Origin of the sequence: Pseudomonas sp. TNT2022 ID1044 (assembly GCF_028656895.1) — a bacterium.
In the GTDB taxonomy this organism is placed as follows: Bacteria; Pseudomonadota; Gammaproteobacteria; order Pseudomonadales; family Pseudomonadaceae; genus Aquipseudomonas; species Aquipseudomonas reinekei.
This window is the reverse complement of sequence record NZ_JAMDHB010000006.1, coordinates 258,080-277,535: the sequence shown is the minus strand read 5'-3', so window position 1 is coordinate 277,535 and position 19,456 is coordinate 258,080. Positions and strand designations below refer to the sequence as shown.

The 19,456-nt window shown below is 58.0% G+C and carries 15 protein-coding genes and 1 pseudogene; 8 read left to right on the top strand and 8 right to left on the bottom strand.

The features are described from left to right. Positions 1–145 precede the first annotated feature (145 nt). Positions 146–703 carry a phosphonate degradation HD-domain oxygenase gene (locus M5G20_RS09560; protein WP_273918944.1) on the top strand — a complete coding sequence of 186 codons (558 nt, stop codon included), beginning with the start codon at positions 146–148 and terminating at the stop codon, positions 701–703. A gap of 128 nt (positions 704–831) precedes the next feature. On the opposite strand, the gene M5G20_RS09555 is transcribed toward M5G20_RS09560, so the two are convergent. Continuing rightward, entirely contained in the window at positions 832–2,208 is a 1,377-nt protein-coding gene (locus M5G20_RS09555) for a GTPase/DUF3482 domain-containing protein (protein WP_273918943.1), read from the bottom strand. Beyond that, positions 2,201–3,571 (bottom strand): DUF2868 domain-containing protein, encoded by a 1,371-nt coding sequence (locus tag M5G20_RS09550; RefSeq protein WP_273918942.1) that lies wholly within the window; start codon positions 3,569–3,571, stop codon positions 2,201–2,203. The genes M5G20_RS09555 and M5G20_RS09550 overlap by 8 nt, the downstream gene beginning before the upstream one ends. A gap of 85 nt (positions 3,572–3,656) precedes the next feature. Between M5G20_RS09550 and M5G20_RS09545 the strand changes: the two genes are divergently transcribed. Continuing rightward, positions 3,657–4,169 carry a dihydrofolate reductase gene (locus M5G20_RS09545; RefSeq protein ID WP_273918941.1) on the top strand — a complete coding sequence of 171 codons (513 nt, stop codon included), beginning with the start codon at positions 3,657–3,659 and terminating at the stop codon, positions 4,167–4,169. Positions 4,170–4,284: 115 nt separating this feature from the next. Here M5G20_RS09545 and M5G20_RS09540 read toward each other — a convergent pair. After that, positions 4,285–5,677: pseudogene (locus M5G20_RS09540) on the bottom strand (L-cystine transporter). Between the two features lie 241 nt (positions 5,678–5,918). Between M5G20_RS09540 and M5G20_RS09535 the strand changes: the two are divergent. The 4 genes from M5G20_RS09535 (at position 5,919) to M5G20_RS09520 (ending at position 11,688) form a co-directional block, all read left to right on the top strand. Further along, the gene (locus tag M5G20_RS09535) at positions 5,919–6,974 is read left to right on the top strand and encodes a haloacid dehalogenase-like hydrolase (RefSeq protein WP_273918940.1); all 1,056 of its coding nucleotides are present in this window, start codon (positions 5,919–5,921) and stop codon (positions 6,972–6,974) included. 948 nt (positions 6,975–7,922) lie between these two features. Further along, a complete protein-coding gene (locus tag M5G20_RS09530) occupies positions 7,923–9,149 on the top strand; it encodes an ATP-grasp domain-containing protein (RefSeq protein WP_273918939.1) in 1,227 nt (408 codons plus the stop codon). A gap of 148 nt (positions 9,150–9,297) precedes the next feature. Continuing rightward, positions 9,298–10,662: an FAD/NAD(P)-binding protein gene (locus M5G20_RS09525; RefSeq protein ID WP_273918938.1), complete on the top strand. Its 1,365-nt coding sequence runs from the start codon at positions 9,298–9,300 to the stop codon at positions 10,660–10,662. A gap of 6 nt (positions 10,663–10,668) precedes the next feature. Beyond that, the gene (locus tag M5G20_RS09520) at positions 10,669–11,688 is read left to right on the top strand and encodes an AbrB family transcriptional regulator (RefSeq protein WP_273918937.1); all 1,020 of its coding nucleotides are present in this window, start codon (positions 10,669–10,671) and stop codon (positions 11,686–11,688) included. Positions 11,689–11,780: 92 nt separating this feature from the next. On the opposite strand, the gene ilvD is transcribed toward M5G20_RS09520, so the two are convergent. The 3 genes from ilvD to M5G20_RS09505 form a co-directional block, all read right to left on the bottom strand. Then, a complete protein-coding gene (gene ilvD, locus M5G20_RS09515; RefSeq protein WP_273918936.1) occupies positions 11,781–13,622 on the bottom strand; it encodes a dihydroxy-acid dehydratase in 1,842 nt (613 codons plus the stop codon). A 257-nt stretch (positions 13,623–13,879) separates the two neighbouring features. Continuing rightward, positions 13,880–15,082: an MFS transporter gene (locus tag M5G20_RS09510; RefSeq protein WP_273918935.1), complete on the bottom strand. Its 1,203-nt coding sequence runs from the start codon at positions 15,080–15,082 to the stop codon at positions 13,880–13,882. A 209-nt stretch (positions 15,083–15,291) separates the two neighbouring features. Next, positions 15,292–16,488 carry a class I SAM-dependent rRNA methyltransferase gene (locus M5G20_RS09505; RefSeq protein ID WP_103395796.1) on the bottom strand — a complete coding sequence of 399 codons (1,197 nt, stop codon included), beginning with the start codon at positions 16,486–16,488 and terminating at the stop codon, positions 15,292–15,294. 230 nt (positions 16,489–16,718) lie between these two features. Between M5G20_RS09505 and M5G20_RS09500 the strand changes: the two genes are divergently transcribed. Continuing rightward, on the top strand, positions 16,719–17,534 hold the full coding sequence (locus M5G20_RS09500; RefSeq protein WP_273919051.1) for an HDOD domain-containing protein: 816 nt from the start codon (positions 16,719–16,721) through the stop codon (positions 17,532–17,534). A 31-nt stretch (positions 17,535–17,565) separates the two neighbouring features. Beyond that, on the top strand, positions 17,566–18,378 hold the full coding sequence (gene mutM / locus M5G20_RS09495) for a bifunctional DNA-formamidopyrimidine glycosylase/DNA-(apurinic or apyrimidinic site) lyase (protein WP_273918934.1): 813 nt from the start codon (positions 17,566–17,568) through the stop codon (positions 18,376–18,378). A gap of 77 nt (positions 18,379–18,455) precedes the next feature. Here the strand turns inward: mutM and M5G20_RS09490 are convergent, their stop codons facing one another. Next, complete coding sequence (locus M5G20_RS09490; RefSeq protein WP_003195146.1) at positions 18,456–18,707, bottom strand: YfhL family 4Fe-4S dicluster ferredoxin; 252 nt, start codon at positions 18,705–18,707, stop codon at positions 18,456–18,458. 206 nt (positions 18,708–18,913) lie between these two features. Beyond that, positions 18,914–19,393 (bottom strand): pantetheine-phosphate adenylyltransferase, encoded by a 480-nt coding sequence (coaD, locus tag M5G20_RS09485; RefSeq protein WP_007975368.1) that lies wholly within the window; start codon positions 19,391–19,393, stop codon positions 18,914–18,916. Between the last annotated feature and the right edge of the window lie 63 nt (positions 19,394–19,456).

The following is a 19,456-nucleotide window of genomic DNA, read 5'->3' as shown; positions in this document are numbered from 1 at the left end:
AGGGCCTCATCGCTGGCAAGCCAGCTCCCACAATGGACGAGGTGAAACGCAAAATGTGTGAACACCCGTGAACCCTGTGGGAGCTGGCTTGCCAGCGATAGCGGTCTACCCTTCACCACAAACTTCACTGATTGGGGGATTTTCGATGGGCCGCAACGATCAAGTGATCGCCGAGGTATTCGCCCTGTACGAACGCTTCGGCGACAGCGACTACATCGGCGAGCCGGTGTCGCAGATCGAGCACATGTCCCAGGCGGCACAACGGGCCATGGCCGAAGGCTTTGATGATGAAGTGGTGCTGGCTGCGTTCTTTCACGACATTGGGCACATCTGCGCCGAGAACGCCGAAAACATGGGCGGCTTCGGTGTGGTCAGTCATGAGCGACTGGGCGCGGACTATCTGCGTCGCGCGGGTTTCAGCGAACGCCTGGCGCGGCTGGTGGAATATCACGTCCAGGCCAAACGTTATCTGACGCTGCGGGAATCCGGGTACTACGAGCGCTTGAGCGAAGCCAGCCGTCGCACGCTGGAGTATCAGGGGGGCGTAATGAGCGAAGCCGAAGCTGACGCGTTCGAGCAGGACCCGTTGTGCGAGGTCAGTTTGCGCATGCGGCAGTGGGATGAGCTGGCCAAGGAGATGCACGTGCCGGTGATTGACCTGGGACTTTTGAAGGAAAAGGCGTTGCGCCTGTTGGCTGCATAGAAATGTGAGACCGAGGTGCGTCCATCGCTGGCAAGCCAGCTCCCACGGTCTCCCTGTGTTGCCCTGGATTTGTGACAACCGCAAAACTTGTGGGAGCGGGCGTGCCCGCGATGAGGACGGATCAAACGCTACAATTTTGCTGCCAGAACCTCAATCTGCTCCTGCCGCTCCGCCTGATTCAACTTCGCATGCGGGTTGAGCGACGACCACTGCGGATGCGCCCGGGCCCTGTTCAAGGCTTCGGGTAACTTGCCCTCGCGCCAGGTCTTGTCCTGAGGCGTAGCCACCTGGATGCTGTCCATCGCCGCATGCCCGCGGGCATTGAGCGCTTGCAGCAGTTGCCGTTGACGCAAGGCCAACAGTCGCAGCACGTTGTCATCGACCGTCAGCTCACGCTGGCCCTTGAGCTTGCCGAGCAAGCGGCTGCCATAACTGCGCGCGGTTTGCAGGGCGCCGCCGGCGATGGCACCGGCCAGCGCGGCGGCACCGAGGGTGATGCCGCCGACCAGCAGATCGACGCCAGCCCCGGCGGCGGCCCCTGCGGCGATCCCGCCACCGACCCGCACGCCCAGCTGCTTGAGGGTTTCGGGGTTGAACAGGTCATCGCCCCAGCGGCCATCAAGCAGCGGTAAATCGCTGGCAGCGGCGTCCTGCGGGCGGAAGGCGTACAGCTTGAGCAGGGACTCGACGCAGCGTTGCTCCCGTTGGCGCACCGCTTTGCGCAGTTCGCTGATGGCTTGCTGTTCCTGTTCGGCTTCGCTGACCACGCTGCGTCGGCAGGCCGCGCAATCGATCAATAATTCGGCAATCAGCCGCGCAGCACTTTGCTCACGCGCCAGGCGTTGGGCTTGCTGATCGGCGATCAAGCGTTCCAGTTGCGGCCGTGCGGTTTCCAGCAGCAGGGCGAGGCTTTCATAGAGTCGGCGCTCGCCGTCTTCCGGCGGCGCGACGCTGTCGAAGCGCACCAATGCATGCAAACCCAGCCGCGCCAGCGCTTCACGCCACGCCGGTTCGCGATGGTTGGCGCTGCTGACGAAATTCAGCACCGGCAGCAAAGGCTTGCCGCAACTGGCGAGTACTTCCAGCTCATCGCGATACTTGGCCAGCACCGGTTCCCGGGCATCGATCACATAGAGACCGGCGTCCGAGGCCAATAGCTGGCGCAAGACTTTGGCCTCCTGTTCGAAACGCTGTCGGGCTTCGCTGCCCTCGAGGAAGCGGGCCAGTCGCGCCGGGCCGTCCAGTCTTTCGCCAGGCCGTTCCAGACGTTCGAGATAGTCGAGCAGGGCGATGGCGTCTTCCAGGCCCGGCGTGTCGTAGAGATCGAGCAGCGGTTCGCCGTCCACCGACAACCGCGCGCCTTCGACATGCCGTGTGGTGCTGGGACGGTGGGACACTTCGCCAAAACCGACATCGCGAGTCAGGGTGCGCAACAGCGAGGTTTTGCCAACGTTGGTGTGGCCGACGACGGCGAGTTTCAGGGGCTGCTTGCTGGTGTCAGTCATGACCCGTCTCCAGCCAGTTCATCGGTGCGCAATCGGCGAAGGGCAGCTCCAGTTGGCGCAACGCCGCATGCCAGTCGCCAAGGCGTTCAGCATCCAGTGCTTCACCGGGCGGAGCTTGCAGCAACCAGACGCGGGTGGCGCTGGCGCTGCGAGCCAGTTCGGCGATCAGCGCCAGGCTGCCGCGATCCGGCGAGCGCCGAGGATCGCAGGCGATCGCCAGTCTCGCCGGGGGGTAGCGGCTCAGTTGTTCGAGCAATTTGTTGCGCGATTCGCGGCTGTCGAGAATGCCGGCGTTGCTGATGTTGTTGGGCAATTTCGGCGGCCACGGGCGGTCGTCGTCCAGTTCGATGGCGACCAATAACGCACCGTCGCTTTGCTGCTCACTGACGCCGCTCTCGACCCGATGCAGTTGCTCAGGCGCCGCATCGCTGATGCCCAGACGTTCACTGGTGGGCATCAACCGTTCGCGAAGCTGGGCATAGCCGGGCAGGTTCAAATCCAGACGCAGCGCCGCTCGACCGGTGTTCCAGCGCCACAGGCAAAACAGCGACAGCAACAAGCGCGGCATCACGCCATAGACCAGCAACACGCCCACCAGCCACGCCGCCCAGGCCTGGCGGGCGCTCTCGATGTTCAGTGCGGCGTCGCCACTGGCACGGATCATTTCCTCGCTGGGCACGTTGAAACCCAGCAGGGCGGGTAGCGCGCCGAGGGCTTGGGTCACGGCAATAAACGTGTCGGCGCTGAGGAGGGTGGTTTCCCAGACGAAGCCGTATCGGCGGGTCGCCATCAACGTCAGCAGGATCACCAGCGCGCTGAGCATCGCCAGCAGCCATAGGCCGTTGACCAGTACGCCAACGGCCCAGCGAGTGAGTTTCTGGCGTTGCAGCAACAACAGCAGGGCCGGTGCCAATTGCGCGGCTTTGGCGTCGCGGGCGAGTTTTTCACTGAGCCACAGCCACACGCGCCCGAGGCTGGCGCCGTGTTCGCCGGCAAACACCAGGCCCGCGACCCAGCTCAGCAACAGAATCAGATTGAGTCCGAGCAGGCTGCCCAACGCCCAGAACACATTGACCGGGTGCAGGCCGTCACCCATCGCGGCAAAAGCCAGACCGGCGCCGCTGACCACGGCCAGCACCGCCATGACGATCAGCGCCAGACGTGCGCCTTGCAGCCAGTGTCTGAGCGCATCGCTCAAGCCATCGCGATCCGCCAGCCACAGGGCTCGGCGTTGAATGCGCGACGGCAAATCGCCGCCTGCGCTGCGGGCCAGTCGGTTGGCTTCCAGATCCTCCAGGGGGCCTGCGTGTTCTTCGCGCAGGCGGATGGTTTCTGTCAGCCAGAGGTTATTCAGTTCAGTCACGCGGCATCCCGTCGCTAAGATGAGCTGTGAGCATAACCGTTGTGGCGCTTATCGGCGAAAGCGAGGCTCTGGTATCCTCGCCAACATGACTAAATCACTCCCCCTCAGCCTGATCGCAGCCCTCGGTGAAAACCGTGTGATCGGCGTCGACAACAGCATGCCCTGGCACTTGCCGGGGGACTTCAAATACTTCAAGGCCACCACGCTCGGCAAGCCGATCATCATGGGGCGCAAGACCTGGGACTCCCTCGGTCGCCCGTTGCCGGGGCGCTTGAACATCGTGGTCAGCCGTCAGGCGGACCTGGTGCTCGAAGGCGCAGAGGTTTATTCGTCGCTGGAAGCCGCGGTGGTTCGTGCCGAGGAATGGGCGAAGGAACAAGGCGTCGATGAGCTGATGCTGATTGGCGGCGCGCAGTTGTATGCGCAAGGGATGGCCCAGGCCGATCGCTTGTACCTGACCCGCGTGGCATTGAGCCCGGAAGGGGATGCGTGGTTTCCGGCGTTTGATGTGAACCAGTGGAAACTGGTGTCGAACATCGTAAACCCGGCTGAGGATGACAAGCCGGCGTACAACTTCGAAGTCTGGGAAAAAGTTTAGAAGCATCGCTGGCAAGCCTGCTCCCACAGTGTCCAAGGTGAATCACAAATGGAGTGAGCACCATGGATTCTTGTGGGAGCTGGCTTGCCAGCGATAGCGGTCGATCAGGCGCTACTTAAGCCTGCGCCAACGCCGAATGCTCATCCGCATCGAGCAATTCTTTATCGGTCTGCTGCATCACCTGGCTGGTAATCGCCCCCGCCGTGATCGAACCACTCACGTTCAACGCCGTGCGCCCCATATCAATCAGCGGCTCAACCGAAATCAGCAACGCTACCAGTGACACCGGCAATCCCATCGCCGGCAACACGATCAGCGCAGCAAACGTTGCACCGCCACCTACGCCAGCCACACCGGCCGAGCTCAGCGTCACAATCGCCACCAGCGTCGCGATCCACAGGGGGTCGAGCGGGTTGATGCCCACGGTGGGCGCCACCATCACCGCCAACATCGCCGGGTACAGACCGGCACAGCCATTCTGGCCGATGGTCGCGCCGAACGAGGCGGCGAAACTTGCCACCGACTGTGGAATGCCCAAACGGCTGGTCTGCGCTTCGATGCTCAACGGGATCGTCGCCGCGCTGGAACGGCTGGTGAAGGCAAAAGTCAGCACCGGCCAGATCTTGCGGAAGAAGCGCAGCGGATGGATGCCCGCCGCCGACACCAGCACGCCGTGGACCACAAACATCAGACCCAGGCCGATGTAGGACACCACGACAAAACTGCCGAGCTTGATGATGTCTTGCAGGTTGGAAGCGGCGACCACTTTGGTCATCAGTGCCAGCACGCCGTACGGAGTCAACTTCATCACCAGGCGCACCAGACGCATCACCCAGGCTTGCAGGGTGTCGATGGCGTTGATCACTTTCTGACCTTTCTCGACATCATCCTTGAGCAGTTGCAGCGCCGCGACACCGAGGAACGCGGCGAAAATCACCACGCTGATGATCGAGGTCGGCTTGGCCCGCGCCAGATCGGCGAACGGGTTTTGCGGGATGAACGACAGCAGCAGTTGCGGCACATTCAGGTCGGCCACTTTGCCGGCGTAGTCGCTCTGGATGGTTTGCAGGCGGGCCATTTCCTGGGTGCCGGCGACCAGGCCTTCGGCGGTCAGGCCGAACAGGTTGGTCAGGCCGATGCCGATCAGCGCCGCGATGGCGGTGGTGAACAGCAGCGTGCCGATGGTCAGGAAACTGATCTTGCCCAAGGACGAGGCATTGTGCAGGCGCGCCACGGCGCTGAGGATCGAGGCGAACACCAGCGGGATCACGATCATTTGCAGCAACTGCACGTATCCGTTACCCACCAGATCGAACCAGCCGATCGAGGCTTTCAGCACCGGGTTACCGGCACCATAAAGGGTGTGCAACGAGACACCGAACACCACACCCAGTACCAGCGCGAGCAGGACTTTTTTCGCCAGGCTCCAGTGGGTGTGGCGGGTTTGCGCGAGACCAAAAAAGTAACGCGAGGAACACCAGCAGATTGAGAATCAGCGGCAGATTCATAAGGACTCCGAAAGTGACTTGTGCCAGCCACCTTCCGGGGCAGCTGCGAACCGGAAATCCTAACAGCTTGAAATCTATAGAATTAATATCAAAAACGTCTGGTGACTGTCGTTTTTGGAATAAGCCGCTGTCGTTCTCGGGGATGCATCTGGCGCGATAGGCTCGTTAGCGGTCGCTGACAGACGAGGACTGTCATACGTATTTGTTAGCGTCGATGTCTTTGAATCAGGGAGCAGCGTCGATGAAGTTCGCACCGAAATTTCTGGTAGCAGCACTTTGCCTGGGCCTCGCCGGTCAGGTACTCGCCACGGATCTGAAGCACTGGCCGGCCGATCAGGCCAAGGCACTGGACGCGATGATCGCGGCCAATGCCAACAAAGGTAATTACGCGGTGTTCGACATGGACAACACCAGTTACCGCTACGACCTCGAAGAGTCGTTGCTGCCGTTCATGGAAAACAAGGGCCTGATCACCCGCGACAAACTCGACCCCTCCCTGAAACTGATGCCGTTCAAGGACACCGCCGACCACAAGGAAAGCCTGTTCAGTTACTACTACCGTCTGTGCGAAGTCGACGACATGGTTTGCTATCCGTGGGTCGCCCAGGTGTTCTCCGGCTTCACGCTGCAGGAACTCAAAGGCTATGTCGACGAGTTGATGGCGTCCGGCAAACCGGTGCCGGTGACTTATTACGAAGGCGACGTGGTCAAGAAGCTCGACGTCAACCCGCCGAAAATCTTCACTGGCCAGCAAGAGCTGTACAACAAGCTGATGGAGAACGGCATCGAGGTCTACGTGATGACCGCCGCCTCCGAAGAGCTGGTGCGCATGGTCGCGGCCGATCCGAAGTACGGCTACAACGTCAAACCGCAGAACGTGATTGGCGTGTCGCTGTTGCTCAAGGACCCAAAGACGGGCGAGCTGACCACCGCACGCAAGCAGATCACCGCCGGCAAGTATGACGAGAAAGCAAACCTTGGCCTCGAACTGACCCCGTACCTGTGGACCCCGGCGACCTGGATGGCTGGCAAGCACGCCGCGATCCTGACGTACATCGATGAGTGGAAAAAACCGGTGCTGGTGGGCGGTGATACGCCAACCAGCGACGGCTACATGCTGTTCCACGATGTCGATGTGGCCAAGGGCGGCATTCACCTGTGGATCAACCGCAAGGATAAATACATGACCCAGATCCAGGGCATGATGGCCAAACACGCCGCGGCCCAGGCCAAGGAAGGGCTGCCGGTGACGGCGGACAAGAACTGGGTGATCGTTACACCGCAAGAAATCCAGTAACGGATCATATCCCCCCTGTAGGAGCTGCCGGAGGCTGAGATCTTTTGACTTTGATTGTGAAAAACAAGATCAAAAGATCGCAGCCTTCGGCAGCTCCTACAGGGGGTCTTTGAAAACAAAATACCCCGCACATGGCGGGGTATTTTTTTGTTCGACGGTCATCGATTTCTCTGGGATCGGGCTTGCTTGGAGGTCATACAGCACAGCTTAATTCTGAAATTGCCCGTGGTCATGCTGCGCAAGCTGACGTTAATCAGCCTTGTATTGCGTCATTCTATAGGAAACAGAAACCTCGTCACGACTCGCACACTGCAGGTGTGACCTTGAAGAGGTCCGCAAGCGGAATGGACCTGGGTTGTTTAAAAAGCATTTCAAAATACTCTCGCTGCCTACACCTCCTTGTGTTGTTGAACTACGGCTACCTCAGAAACCGCTGACTTGTAGAGTTGGGGTGGCGGTTTTATCGTTCGTATGGCTATGCATCAGCGGTCGGATTTTGAAAGCACGGTTTTTTCCGCGCATATTTTTAACCTTGCATGGGGTCGACTTCTGTATTGAGGTGGTGATGCGTAGGATGTTTTCTGGCGCTACGATTTGTTGAGCTGTTCTAACAATTACTGTTCAATTTTAGTTTCACAGGTTCTTCGGAGATCTCATATGCATCAGGCAATCCTTGAAGTCTCAAAAGTTGAAATGGATTGCATGGGTGCGTTGAATGCAAAAAACTCAAAAATAAGCTGAGGAGAATTCAAAGGAATGATTAACTCATAAGCGGGCAAGTAAATTCTGGGACCCACGGTATTTTAATTTGTGAAATAAATTTTTGGTAAGAAACCTGCAAGTGGCGGTTCGCTCTGTGTGTCAAGGATTGAATGCTACTTATCGTATGAGTTCATCACTCTGCCACGCCTCGCATTTGAATGGATTTTTTTGGTAAAGGAGAAACTCTTGGAGCCTATAATTTTATTCGCGCCTGCAAAAATTCTACTTCAGCACTCCGAAGCTGAATGGTTGAGTGTGCTAGACGGCAATTGCTTAATTTATAGTGATTTGTCAGCGAAGGAATTGTTGAAACAACATTTCCCCGTGCTGAGCTCCGCGTTACGACTTTATGAGAACTTCAATGACTCTGGAGTGGTAGAGCTGGATGCGCTGGTTGCCGCAAAGGAACTAGGAACTAACAACGTTTTGGCTCTGGCTGAAGTCGATCTGCTGCGCGTTGCGCGGATCAAAGATCGACTTAGCAACTCAGCAACGCGTTACGAAGAAATGACTTTGCTGTATCGCGACAAATTTCTGATGAAACAAAGGCTGTCGGAGCATGGTATACGCATCAATCCCATGGCTGTCGTCCGCTCTGCATGCGAACTTAATGACTTCGTTGAGCAGTATGGTTTTCCAATTGTAGTGAAGCCTCGAGATGGGCGCGGTTCTGGTGGGGTTAGAGTGTTGCAAGGTGATAAGCAGCTTCGTGACTACCTACGCGAGCAACACAGTACACATCTGCAGAATCTGATGGTAGAAAAATACATCAATGCATCGATGCTGAACGTTAATGGACTCTATATTGGAGGCCGACCGGTAATAATCTCGCCGGTGCGATCAACAGTAACCTGTCTGGATTTCCTTAGCGGTGAAAGTCTCGGCTTTCAGATGCTGTCTGAAAACAATCCACTTCACCAACAGTGCGTGAAAATCACACGACAGATCGTGGAACAGGCACTGCCGCAACTCGGAACAATGCTGTTTCACCTCGAGATTTTTCTTGATGGGCAGGATTTGGTCGTATGTGAAATCGCATGCCGTCTTGGCGGTTGCAGCGTTAACCAAGAGTTGACCGACGCCTACGGATTGAATCCGCGCTTCGCCCTGATTGACGCAGAGCGTGGTGGGAAAGCTGCGTTACTCAAAGAGATGATCAAGCCGCGTCGCTTGCTTGGACAACTCAATATTCCACCGCGCACCGGAAAGTTGATTGAGTGCCCCGCGCTCATTGATTTGCCCTTCGTTCGTTATTACTCGGTCACCGCAAAAAAGGGCAAGGACTACGCCGGGATGAAATTAACCAATGGTGAAATTGTCTCGGCGATAGTCGAGGGGGAGACTGAAGATGCCGTTACCGATCACCTCGTGCGACTTGATAATTGGGTAAGGGAGAAGTTTGTTTGGGCGTAACTTAGCGTATTGATTAGTTTTTTAAAATAAAGATGAAAGCCGAAAGGCAAAGTAACCCACGCCTGCTTTCCGCAAAGCAATGGACTATCAATCTCGTCAGCCATCGTATGTTGTATGGCACCTACTGAAAGTCGATCTAAGGATGGATATGCACAAGGTAGCAGTGATCGGAATGGGCTATAGCGGCGCCATTCTTGTTGAACGATTGAAGAGCCTGACACCAGCATTGCAAGTGGATGTCTACGATCACGCTGGTAGTACGGGGTCGGGTCAGGCTTATCAACGGGATAACTTAAGTAATCTGGTCAATCGCCCGGCCAGCCTGATGTACCTGCGCGAGTACGGAGACTTCAAGGAATGGTTACGCCAGAGCCCCGTACCGAGTATCAAAACTTATCAACCACGGCCGGTGTTCGGGAACTTCATCGAAGAAACTCTCAAGTCATCACTTCGCTCCCATAGCGCCATTCAGTATCATCGCGAGAGTGTAATCGGGATAACCAATGAACAGGGGGGATACACACTGAAAACCGCCAGCGGAAAATGTATAGCTTACAACGCTGTGGTTTTAGCAACCGGAAACTCAGAGCCAGCCGATTTGTACCGTCTAAAAGGGATTGAACGCTATATCAACAATCCCTTTCCGACGACCAATCTTGTCGATATCCGGTCGGGAAGTATAGGTGTACTTGGCAATCAGTTATCCGCAATCGATGTTGCGCTAACGCTGCTCGATGCCCATCCTGACAATCACGTCACAATGCTCACCCGAACTAGCAAGATTCCCAACTACAGCGAGCACTACCATCCGCGCCCACTCAAAGTGCTGACCGAGAGCAACCTCAAGCAAAGACTGCTAGGTACCGACTCGGTATTGAAAACCGTACAGGCAATGTTTGACGAAGAGTTAGGTGCACATTGCATCAAAGTCAAAATCGAGGCCTTGATGCGTGATCACACTCAGGCCTCCGTTGCCCGAGAGGCGATCTATTCAGTTTTCTCCTCGACGAATCTGATCGTGCCGATAATCTGGAACCATTTATCTGAGCGCGAACGAAAAATCTTCGTCAGGCGATACCGCAATGCCTGGCGACAACTGCGGGTTCCGATTCCCAAGGAAAACTGGAGCAAAATTCATCAATACATCCAATTAGGGCGTTTGGCCTGCAAAACTGGTTTGGTGGATATCAGCTTCGACGAGAATCAATTTGTCGCACGCGGGCGGGACTTTCAGGACGCGTTTTCCGACCTGGTTAATGCGACCGGCGCTGGTGATGTGATGGAGAGCTCGTTGTACAAAAAACTGACAACCTCCGGGATGTGCATTCAGCATCAGTATGGCGGGATTGATGTGTGCTTTGACGACTGCCGGGTGATAAACAAAAAAGGACCAACCAATATCTTCGCAATCGGTGCTCCCACCGTAGGGGTTTTTTACGCAGTCAGCAATATCGATGTCCTGCAGCTGCAGGCTGAAATCATCTACAAAAACCTTTCTTCATTAAGCGCTTGAGGATCTATGAAAACCTTTCTGTGTTTGCTGATGGCTGCTGTGGTGGGTACTGGGTTGCAGTATGGCGGCGTTCCGCATGGCCTGTTGATGGGCTCTATATTTGCGACGGCATTGATCGTGAGCATTCGGAAGTTTTCGCTGAGTATGCCGTTCGGTCTTGGCTACGTACAAATTGTATTGGGGATCGCCACCGGCCTGATGTTCGAGTCCTGGGACACCCAGGAAGTCACCGCGCTGTTACCCAGTCTGACCTTGATGCTGTTGTGCTTGACCGCGCAGATAGTCGTGGCGGGATTGTGGCTGCGTAAAGTGTCGGGATGGAATTTCAAGGACTCTGTGCTAGCCGTTTACCCCGGTGCGCTCGCGGCGGTGTTCGATTTGCTGCAGTCCGAACGGGCGTCGAGTAAGGTGATCGTCGTGCACTTAGTTCGGCTGCTGGCGATCACACTGTTCGTCAGTCTTTGCATACCCAGTCCAGTCGACTCAGTGCTTACTGAGAGCAGCCCACTGGGTAGCAACACCGTGCTGACCTTGTTATCGCTGGTCTGCCTGTGTCTTTTACTTGGGCTTTTGCTGTTACGCATCGGCGTTCCAGCACCGTTCATGCTCACCGCGATTGTCGTCACCGGCGGTTACGTAAAACTCGGCTATCTACAAGGCTTCCAAATGCCGACATTGAGCGTCGATGCTGCGGCTGTAATTCTTGGCGTGTTGATCGGCTCGAAATTCAAGGATATTACCGCGGCGGAGTTCGTGCGCCACGGGCGTACCGGGTTAGCGTCTGTTGCGCTGATGCTCCTGGTTGGTGCGGCGTTTGCCGAAGTAGCGGGGAGGTTGCTGGGCAGCGACTCGATGACGTTATTGTTGGCGTACATGCCGGGGGCTATCGAAACTATCGCAATCGTCGCCTTTGGTGGTGGGCTAAATGGGGTATTCATTTTGTCCCACCATTTGGTACGAATGGTTCTGTTGCACTTCGCTCCGGCCTTGATTGTTCACGCGCGTAGACAACGGGAAGATGTCTGACCGGGTAAAAGACAGGAGGACATCTGCATCTCTGCTACAGAAAAAAAATACCCCGCACTTGGCGGGGTATTTTTTTGTTCGACGGTTAAGCCTTACAGCCCGTCGAGCATTGCCTTGTTACGCACAGCACCCTTGTCGGCGCTGGTCGCCAGCAGGGCGTAGGCCTTCAGGGCGGTGGTCACTTTACGTGGACGCACTTCCACCGGTTTCCAGCCTTTCTTGTCCTGCTCGACCCGGCGCGCGGCCAGTTCTTCGTCGCTGACCAACAGGTTGATCGAGCGGTTCGGAATATCGATCAGCACTTTGTCGCCGTCCTGCACCAGGCCGATTGCACCACCGGCAGCGGCTTCAGGTGAAGCGTGGCCGATGGACAGACCCGAGGTGCCGCCGGAGAAACGGCCATCGGTGAGCAGGGCGCAGGCTTTGCCCAGGCCTTTGGACTTCAGGTACGACGTCGGGTAGAGCATTTCCTGCATGCCCGGGCCGCCTTTCGGGCCTTCGTAGCGAATGATGACGATATCGCCTTCCTTCACTTCATCGGCGAGGATGCCGCGCACGGCGCTGTCCTGGCTTTCAAAGATCTTCGCGTTGCCCTCGAACACGTGGATCGACTCGTCGACACCGGCGGTTTTCACCACGCAGCCGTCCAGCGCGATGTTGCCGTACAGCACGGCCAGGCCGCCTTCTTGCGAGTAAGCGTGTTCGACACTGCGGATGCAGCCGTTTTCACGGTCGTCGTCCAGGGTGTCCCAACGGGTCGACTGGCTGAACGCGGTTTGCGTCGGGATGCCCGCCGGACCGGCCTTGAAGAAGTGATGCACGGCTTCGTCGTTGGTCTGGGTGATGTCCCACTTGGCGATGGCTTCTTCCATGCTGCGGCTGTGAACGGTCGGCAGTTGGGTGTGCAGCAAGCCGCCACGGGCCAGCGAACCGAGGATGCTGAAGATTCCGCCGGCACGGTGCACGTCTTCCATGTGGTACTTCTGGATGTTCGGCGCAACCTTGCACAGTTGCGGCACGTGACGGGACAGGCGGTCGATGTCGCGCAGGTCGAAAGCGATCTCGGCTTCCTGGGCAGCGGCCAGCAAGTGCAGGATGGTGTTGGTGGAACCGCCCATGGCGATGTCCAGGGTCATGGCGTTTTCGAAGGCCTGGAAGTTGGCGATGTTGCGCGGCAACACCGACTCATCGTTCTCGCCGTAGTAACGCTTGCACAGTTCGACGATGGTGCGGCCGGCCTGCAGGAACAGCTGTTCGCGGTCGCTGTGGGTGGCCAGGGTCGAACCGTTGCCCGGCAATGCCAGACCCAGCGCTTCAACCAGGCAGTTCATCGAGTTGGCGGTGAACATGCCGGAGCACGAACCGCACGTCGGGCAGGCGCTACGCTCGTACTCGGCGACTTTCTCGTCAGAAGCGCTGGAGTCGGCGGCGATCACCATGGCGTCGACCAGGTCGAGGCCGTGGGAGGCGAGTTTGGTCTTGCCGGCTTCCATCGGACCGCCGGAAACGAAGATCACCGGGATGTTCAGGCGCAGGGCGGCCATCAGCATGCCTGGGGTGATCTTGTCGCAGTTGGAGATGCAGACAATCGCATCGGCGCAGTGGGCGTTGACCATGTACTCGACGGAGTCGGCGATGATCTCGCGGCTCGGCAGCGAATAGAGCATGCCGTCGTGGCCCATGGCGATGCCGTCGTCGACAGCGATGGTGTTGAATTCTTTTGCCACGCCGCCAGCGCGTTCGATTTCGCGGGCAACCAGTTGGCCCAGGTCCTTGAGGTGGACGTGGCCCGGTACGAACTGGGTGAAGGAGTTGGCAATGGCGATGATCGGCTTTTTGAAGTCGTCATCTTTCATCCCCGTGGCGCGCCACAGTGCGCGGGCACCGGCCATGTTGCGGCCGTGGGTGGATGTTTTCGAGCGGTAATCAGGCATGAAGCACTCCGGGCGGCTAAACAGGTATCAAAAGGGAAGTGAGCTTCTAGTGACGTCTGGAACACTCAGAAATGGCCGTGTGTCCGGAAGTTGCCGATAACTTTGCGGGATCGCCGCGCGCTTCAGCTTGAGCTCATAAACCCGCCGGGGATGACTGGCGATGAATGTCGCGATTCTACACGGCTGGCGGCTGGAGGGAATGCCGGGAAGCGTTGATCCCGTGTTGACGAAGCGTACGGGATGACGACCGGCAGGTGTCAGCCGATATCGAGTGCCTGTTTATTCCGTTGGTTGATCACTGCATTCAGTCCAAGGCCAGCGACGCTTAACGTCAGGAAGCCAATGGCCAGAGCGGTGGTCAGGTCCTCAGGTGCCCGGTTGATCACCGTGCTGATCACGCCACCGCAGAGGAACATCAGCACAGCGCCGACTGAGGTCGAGGTCCCGGCATATTCCGTATGAACGCTCATGGCCATGGAATTGACGACGGGTCTGGTAATGGTGGTGCCGATCGTACAAATCAGCATGGAAATCAGCACCGTCCCAGCAGAGAGACCGAAGTGGCGAGTCAGCCACAGCATCACCACCCCCGAAACCGCGATCAACCCCAGGCCAGCCATGATTTGCGTATTGGCTTGCAGGCATCGGTGCAGGACGTTGGCAACTGCGCCGCCGCCTACATACGCAACGCCGTACAGCAATAACGCCCAAGCGTATTCGTACGGTGAAAGGGCCAGATGCCCCATGAAAAGAATGGGTGAAGTGACGATGAACGAAAAATGACAGGCGAAGGCCAGGGCGGAAATCAGCCAGTAACCCATGAAGCGAGCATCTGAACAGACATGCCAGTAAGCACGGAAGATTCCCCCACGCGCTGCTGTGCGGTTTGATGAGGATTCCTTGAGCAGCCAACAGGTGCTTGACCAGACTAAAACGGCGAGGGCGACAAACACATGGAAACTGCCCTGCCAGCCAAGCTGCAATTGCAGCCAGGTCCCCAGCAGCGGCGAAATTGAAATGAATACCCCGCCTGCGGTCACCATCCAGATCCTGAGTCGCTGCCTTTCATGGCCGATGAATAAATCCTGCACCAGCGCCTGTGACAGCGAAAAGGCCCCGCAACCGATCGCCTGGACCACACGAAAACCCAGAAACCAGCTGTACTCGCTGGACGCTGCACACCCGATCGCGCCAATCGCCGCGAGGGCGATACCGCCCAGCAACAGCTTTTTGCGACCCCACATGTCCGACAGCGGCCCCACCAGCATCACGGAAAATGCCAGGCTGACGGCGAACAGGCTGACAGACAAAGCAACTTCAGGCGGCGATATCTGGAAATAGGCTGACAGGTCAGGAAAGGAGGGGAGAACGACGTCCAACGGAAAAACACCCAGTAGCGTCATTGTCATCAGCAACAGGATGATCAACGGCTTTTCATTGGTGTTATGGGCAGCGTGCATCAGTCAGTTCTCTCGTTCCGTGAGGGAAGGACGAGAATTGATTTGATGACGAAACAAGTCAATGCGCGTGGGCGTGGGGCCCTTCTGAATCTGTTGTAGGAGCAATCTCGCTCGCGAAAAACGACAACGATAACGCGGGTGTGTCTGGTCATCCGCGGTGTTTATGCGTTCTTCGCGAGCGAGCTCGCTCCGACAGTGTTTGGCGGTTTTTAGCTGTTTGGCAGCAGACGGCAGGTGATGCTCTTGATGTAGCGGGTTTCAGCAATCGCCGGATGAACCGGATGATCCGGGCCCTGGCCGCCGCGTTCGAGCATCTGGATGTTGCGGTCCAGGTGGCGGGCGCTGGTCAGCAGGATGTTTTGCAGGTCGTCTTCCGGCAGGTGCATCGAGCACGATGCGCTGACCAGGATGCCGTCCTTGGTCAGCAGGCGCATGGCTTGCTCGTTCAGGCGGCGGTAGGCGCCTTCACCGTTCTTCATGTCTTTCTTGCGTTTGATGAACGCTGGCGGGTCGGCGACGATGACGTCGAAACGCTCTTCGCTGGCCTTCAGCTCTTTCAGGGCTTCAAACACATCGCCTTCGATGCAGGTCATTTTTTCGGCGAAGCCGTTCAATGCCGCATTGCGCTCGACGCCGTCGAGGGCGAAGGCCGATGCATCGACGCAAAATACTTCACTGGCGCCGAACGCCGCCGCTTGCACGCCCCAGCCGCCGATGTAGCTGTACAGGTCCAGTACGCGTTTGCCTTTGGCATACGGTGCCAGGCGGGCGCGGTTCATGCGGTGGTCGTAGAACCAGCCGGTTTTCTGACCCTGAATGACCGGGGCTTCGAACTTCACGCCGTTCTCTTCGAGCGCAACCCACTCCGGCACCAGACCGAATACGGTTTCGACGTAGCGGGTAAGGCCTTCGGCATCACGGGCAGCGGAGTCGTTCTTGAACAGGATGCCGCTTGGCTTGAGCACTTGGGTCAGCGCTGCGATTACATCGTCCTTGTGGGCTTCCATGGTCGCCGAAGCGATCTGCACCACCAGGATGTCGCCGAAACGGTCAACCACCAGGCCTGGCAGCAAGTCGGAATCGCCGTAGACCAGGCGATAGAACGGCTTGTCGAACAGGCGATCACGCAGCGACAGGGCGACGTTCAGGCGATGCACCAGCAGCGACTTGTCCAGCGGCAGTTTGATGTCGCGAGACAGCACGCGGGCGCAGATCAGGTTGTTCGGGCTCATCGCAACGATGCCCAGCGGCTTGCCGCCGGCGGCTTCGAGGATTGCCTGGTCGCCGGCCTTGAAACCGTGCAAAGGCGTAGCGGCTACATCGATTTCGTTGCTGTAAACCCACAAATGACCGTTGCGCAGACGACGGTCGGCGTTGGCTTTGAGGCGCAGGCTAGGCAGGGACATGTCGTCGCTCCGGAAAAAAGAGCGGGAGTATAGCGTGTTGCGCAGGGCCTCGGCGCGACGGATGGACATGCGGTGATCGGCCAGCGATTGGATGAAACTTCAGTCAATGGCCCGTCCCGGGTGTCGGATCCAAATTTTAGAAGCTAGAATCTGCGCCTGACCCAGAGTGTGTACTTATGTCCCAAGAGCTGACTCCCGAACAAATCCAGCAGTCCCTGCAAGGCATCAGCGTGCCGGCCCAACCGCAGATCATGGTGGACCTGCAGATGGAGCAGTACATGCCCGACCCGGATCTGGAGGTGATCGCGAAGCTGATTTCTCAAGACCCCGGCCTCTCCGGGTCGTTGTTGAAAATCGTCAATTCGCCGTATTACGGCTTGAGCAACAAGATCGCCTCGATCCAGCGAGCGGTGAATCTGCTGGGCAGCCGCTCGGTCATCAACCTGATCAACGCGCAGTCGATCAAGGGTGAGATGAACGACGACACCATCGTCACCTTGAACCGCTTCTGGGATACCGCCCAGGATGTGGCGATGACCTGCCTGACCCTGGCCAAGCGCATCGGCGTGGAGAACGGCGATGAAGCCTACGCCCTGGGCCTGTTCCATGACTGTGGCGTGCCGCTGATGCTGCAGCGTTTCCCCAACTACATGGGCGTTCTGGAACAGGCTTATGCCGGTGCCAGTGCCGAGTGTCGGGTCGTGGATACGGAGAATCGCGAGTTCAACACCAACCATGCCGTAGTGGGTTATTACACGGCCAAGTCCTGGCGCCTGCCGGAGCATGTGAGCACGGCCATCGCCAATCACCACAATGCCCTGGCGATCTTCAGGGATGAGTCGTCGCGCAATAGCTCGTTGAAGAACCTGCTGGCGATCCTGAAGATGGCCGAGCATATTTGTGCTTCCTGCCGCGTGCTGGGCAACCAGGCCGAAGATCACGAGTGGAACAGCATCTCGGCGTTGGTGCTCGATTATGTCGGTCTTTCGGACTATGACTTCGAGACCCTCAAGCAGACGATCCGCGACCTCGGCGCGCACCGCTGATTGGCGGATTTTCTTCACCCAAGAGAGCACCATGCCTGAACTGCCAGAAGTCGAAACCACCCGCCGTGGCATTGCGCCGCACCTGGAAGGCCAGCGTGTCAGCCGGGTGATCGTGCGTGACCGGCGCCTGCGCTGGCCGATTCCGGAGGACCTCGACGTGCGCTTGTCCGGCCAGCGCATCGTGCTGGTGGAACGGCGCGCCAAATACCTGCTGATCAACGCCGAGGTCGGCACCTTGATCAGCCACTTGGGCATGTCGGGGAATTTGCGTCTGGTGGAAGTCGGCCTGCCGGCGGCCAAGCATGAGCATGTCGACATCGAGCTGGAGTCAGGCCTGGCCCTGCGCTACACCGACCCGCGACGGTTTGGCGCGATGCTCTGGAGCCTCGACCCGCTCAACCATGAGTTGCTGATTCGCCTGGGGCCGGAGCCGTTGACCCACCTGTTCGACGGTGAGCGTCTGTTCCAGCTGTCCCGTGGCCGTTCGATGGCGGTCAAGCCGTTCATCATGGACAACGCGGTGGTGGTCGGCGTCGGCAACATCTATGCGACCGAAGCGTTGTTCGCCGCCGGGATCGACCCCCGCCGCGAAGCCAAGAGCATTTCCAGGGCGCGTTATCTGAAGCTGGCCATCGAGATCAAACGCATTCTTGCCGCTGCCATCGAGCGCGGCGGTACCACGCTGCGGGACTTTATTGGCGGCGACGGTCAGCCGGGATACTTCCAGCAGGAATTGTTTGTCTACGGTCGTGGCGCTGAGCCTTGCAAGGTCTGTGGCACGCTGTTGCGCGAAGTGAAACTCGGGCAGCGCGCCAGCGTCTTCTGCCCACGCTGCCAGCGCTAAACGCCGACGGTCTATAGCCAGTGTTCTGACTGTCTAGCCGAAGGACCGCGCGATGGCTGCGTACGGATATCGAGGATTCAAGCCTTACCGGTAATTTTCCGGTACTTCTCCATCAACTGCTCTTCAGTCTCCGGATGCGCTTCGTCCAGCGGGATGCAATCCACCGGGCAAACCTGCTGGCATTGGGGTTCGTCGTAGTGGCCGACACACTGGGTGCACAGGTTCGGGTCGATCACGTAGATCTCTTCGCCCTGGGAAATGGCGGCGTTCGGGCACTCGGGTTCGCAGACGTCGCAGTTGATGCAATCGTCGGTGATGATCAGGGACATGCTAACTCCAGCCGGGGCGGCAGGCCCGGGCGCAATAAATCAATGCGCGTAATTGTGCCGCATTGGCGCCTGCGTTGCACGCAGGTGCGACGTACTGTAGGAGCCGGCTTGCTGGCGATGAACTCGAGAACGCCGCGGGGTCTGAGGATTCCCGCTTTATCGTTGACGTCCATCGCCAGCAAGCCGGCTCCTGCAGTTTTGGGGGATTACTTCTTGAAACGTTCGGTCAGGGCATCCGCTACCGCCGGGTGGACGAACTTGGTGATATCGCCGCCCAGGGCAGCAATTTCACGGACCAGCGTCGAGGAAATGAACGAATAACGCTCGGACGGGGTAAGAAACAGACTTTCCACATCCGGGGCCAACTGGCGGTTCATATTGGCCAGCTGGAACTCGTATTCAAAGTCCGACACCGCACGCAACCCACGCAGGAACACATTGGCGTTCTGCTCTTTGGCGAAATGCGCCAACAGGGTCGAGAAGCCGACGACTTCAACGTTCGGCAAATGTTTGGTGACCTCGCGGGCCAGCTCCACGCGCTGTTCCAGGGGAAACAACGGGTTTTTCTTCGGGCTGGCAGCGACGGCAATGATCACGTGATCGAACAGGCGCGAGGCGCGTTCGACCAGATCGCCATGGCCCTTGGTAATAGGGTCGAAGGTACCTGGGTACAACACTCGGTTCATCGCGTCGTCCTGGCGGGAATCCGTTGGGGAGTCGGATGGTATCGCAGCCTTCCCGGTCGGCCA

Coding starts and splice junctions, on each gene's coding strand:
- M5G20_RS09555 (WP_273918943.1), bottom strand. CDS start 2,208: ATGACTGACACCAGCAAGCAGCCCCTGAAACTCGCCGTCGTCGGCCAC.
- M5G20_RS09520 (WP_273918937.1), top strand. CDS start 10,669: ATGAAAACCTTTCTGTGTTTGCTGATGGCTGCTGTGGTGGGTACTGGG.
- M5G20_RS09560 (WP_273918944.1), top strand. CDS start 146: ATGGGCCGCAACGATCAAGTGATCGCCGAGGTATTCGCCCTGTACGAA.
- M5G20_RS09525 (WP_273918938.1), top strand. CDS start 9,298: ATGCACAAGGTAGCAGTGATCGGAATGGGCTATAGCGGCGCCATTCTT.
- M5G20_RS09545 (WP_273918941.1), top strand. CDS start 3,657: ATGACTAAATCACTCCCCCTCAGCCTGATCGCAGCCCTCGGTGAAAAC.
- M5G20_RS09510 (WP_273918935.1), bottom strand. CDS start 15,082: ATGCACGCTGCCCATAACACCAATGAAAAGCCGTTGATCATCCTGTTG.
- M5G20_RS09535 (WP_273918940.1), top strand. CDS start 5,919: ATGAAGTTCGCACCGAAATTTCTGGTAGCAGCACTTTGCCTGGGCCTC.
- mutM (WP_273918934.1), top strand. CDS start 17,566: ATGCCTGAACTGCCAGAAGTCGAAACCACCCGCCGTGGCATTGCGCCG.
- M5G20_RS09490 (WP_003195146.1), bottom strand. CDS start 18,707: ATGTCCCTGATCATCACCGACGATTGCATCAACTGCGACGTCTGCGAA.
- M5G20_RS09505 (WP_103395796.1), bottom strand. CDS start 16,488: ATGTCCCTGCCTAGCCTGCGCCTCAAAGCCAACGCCGACCGTCGTCTG.
- coaD (WP_007975368.1), bottom strand. CDS start 19,393: ATGAACCGAGTGTTGTACCCAGGTACCTTCGACCCTATTACCAAGGGC.
- ilvD (WP_273918936.1), bottom strand. CDS start 13,622: ATGCCTGATTACCGCTCGAAAACATCCACCCACGGCCGCAACATGGCC.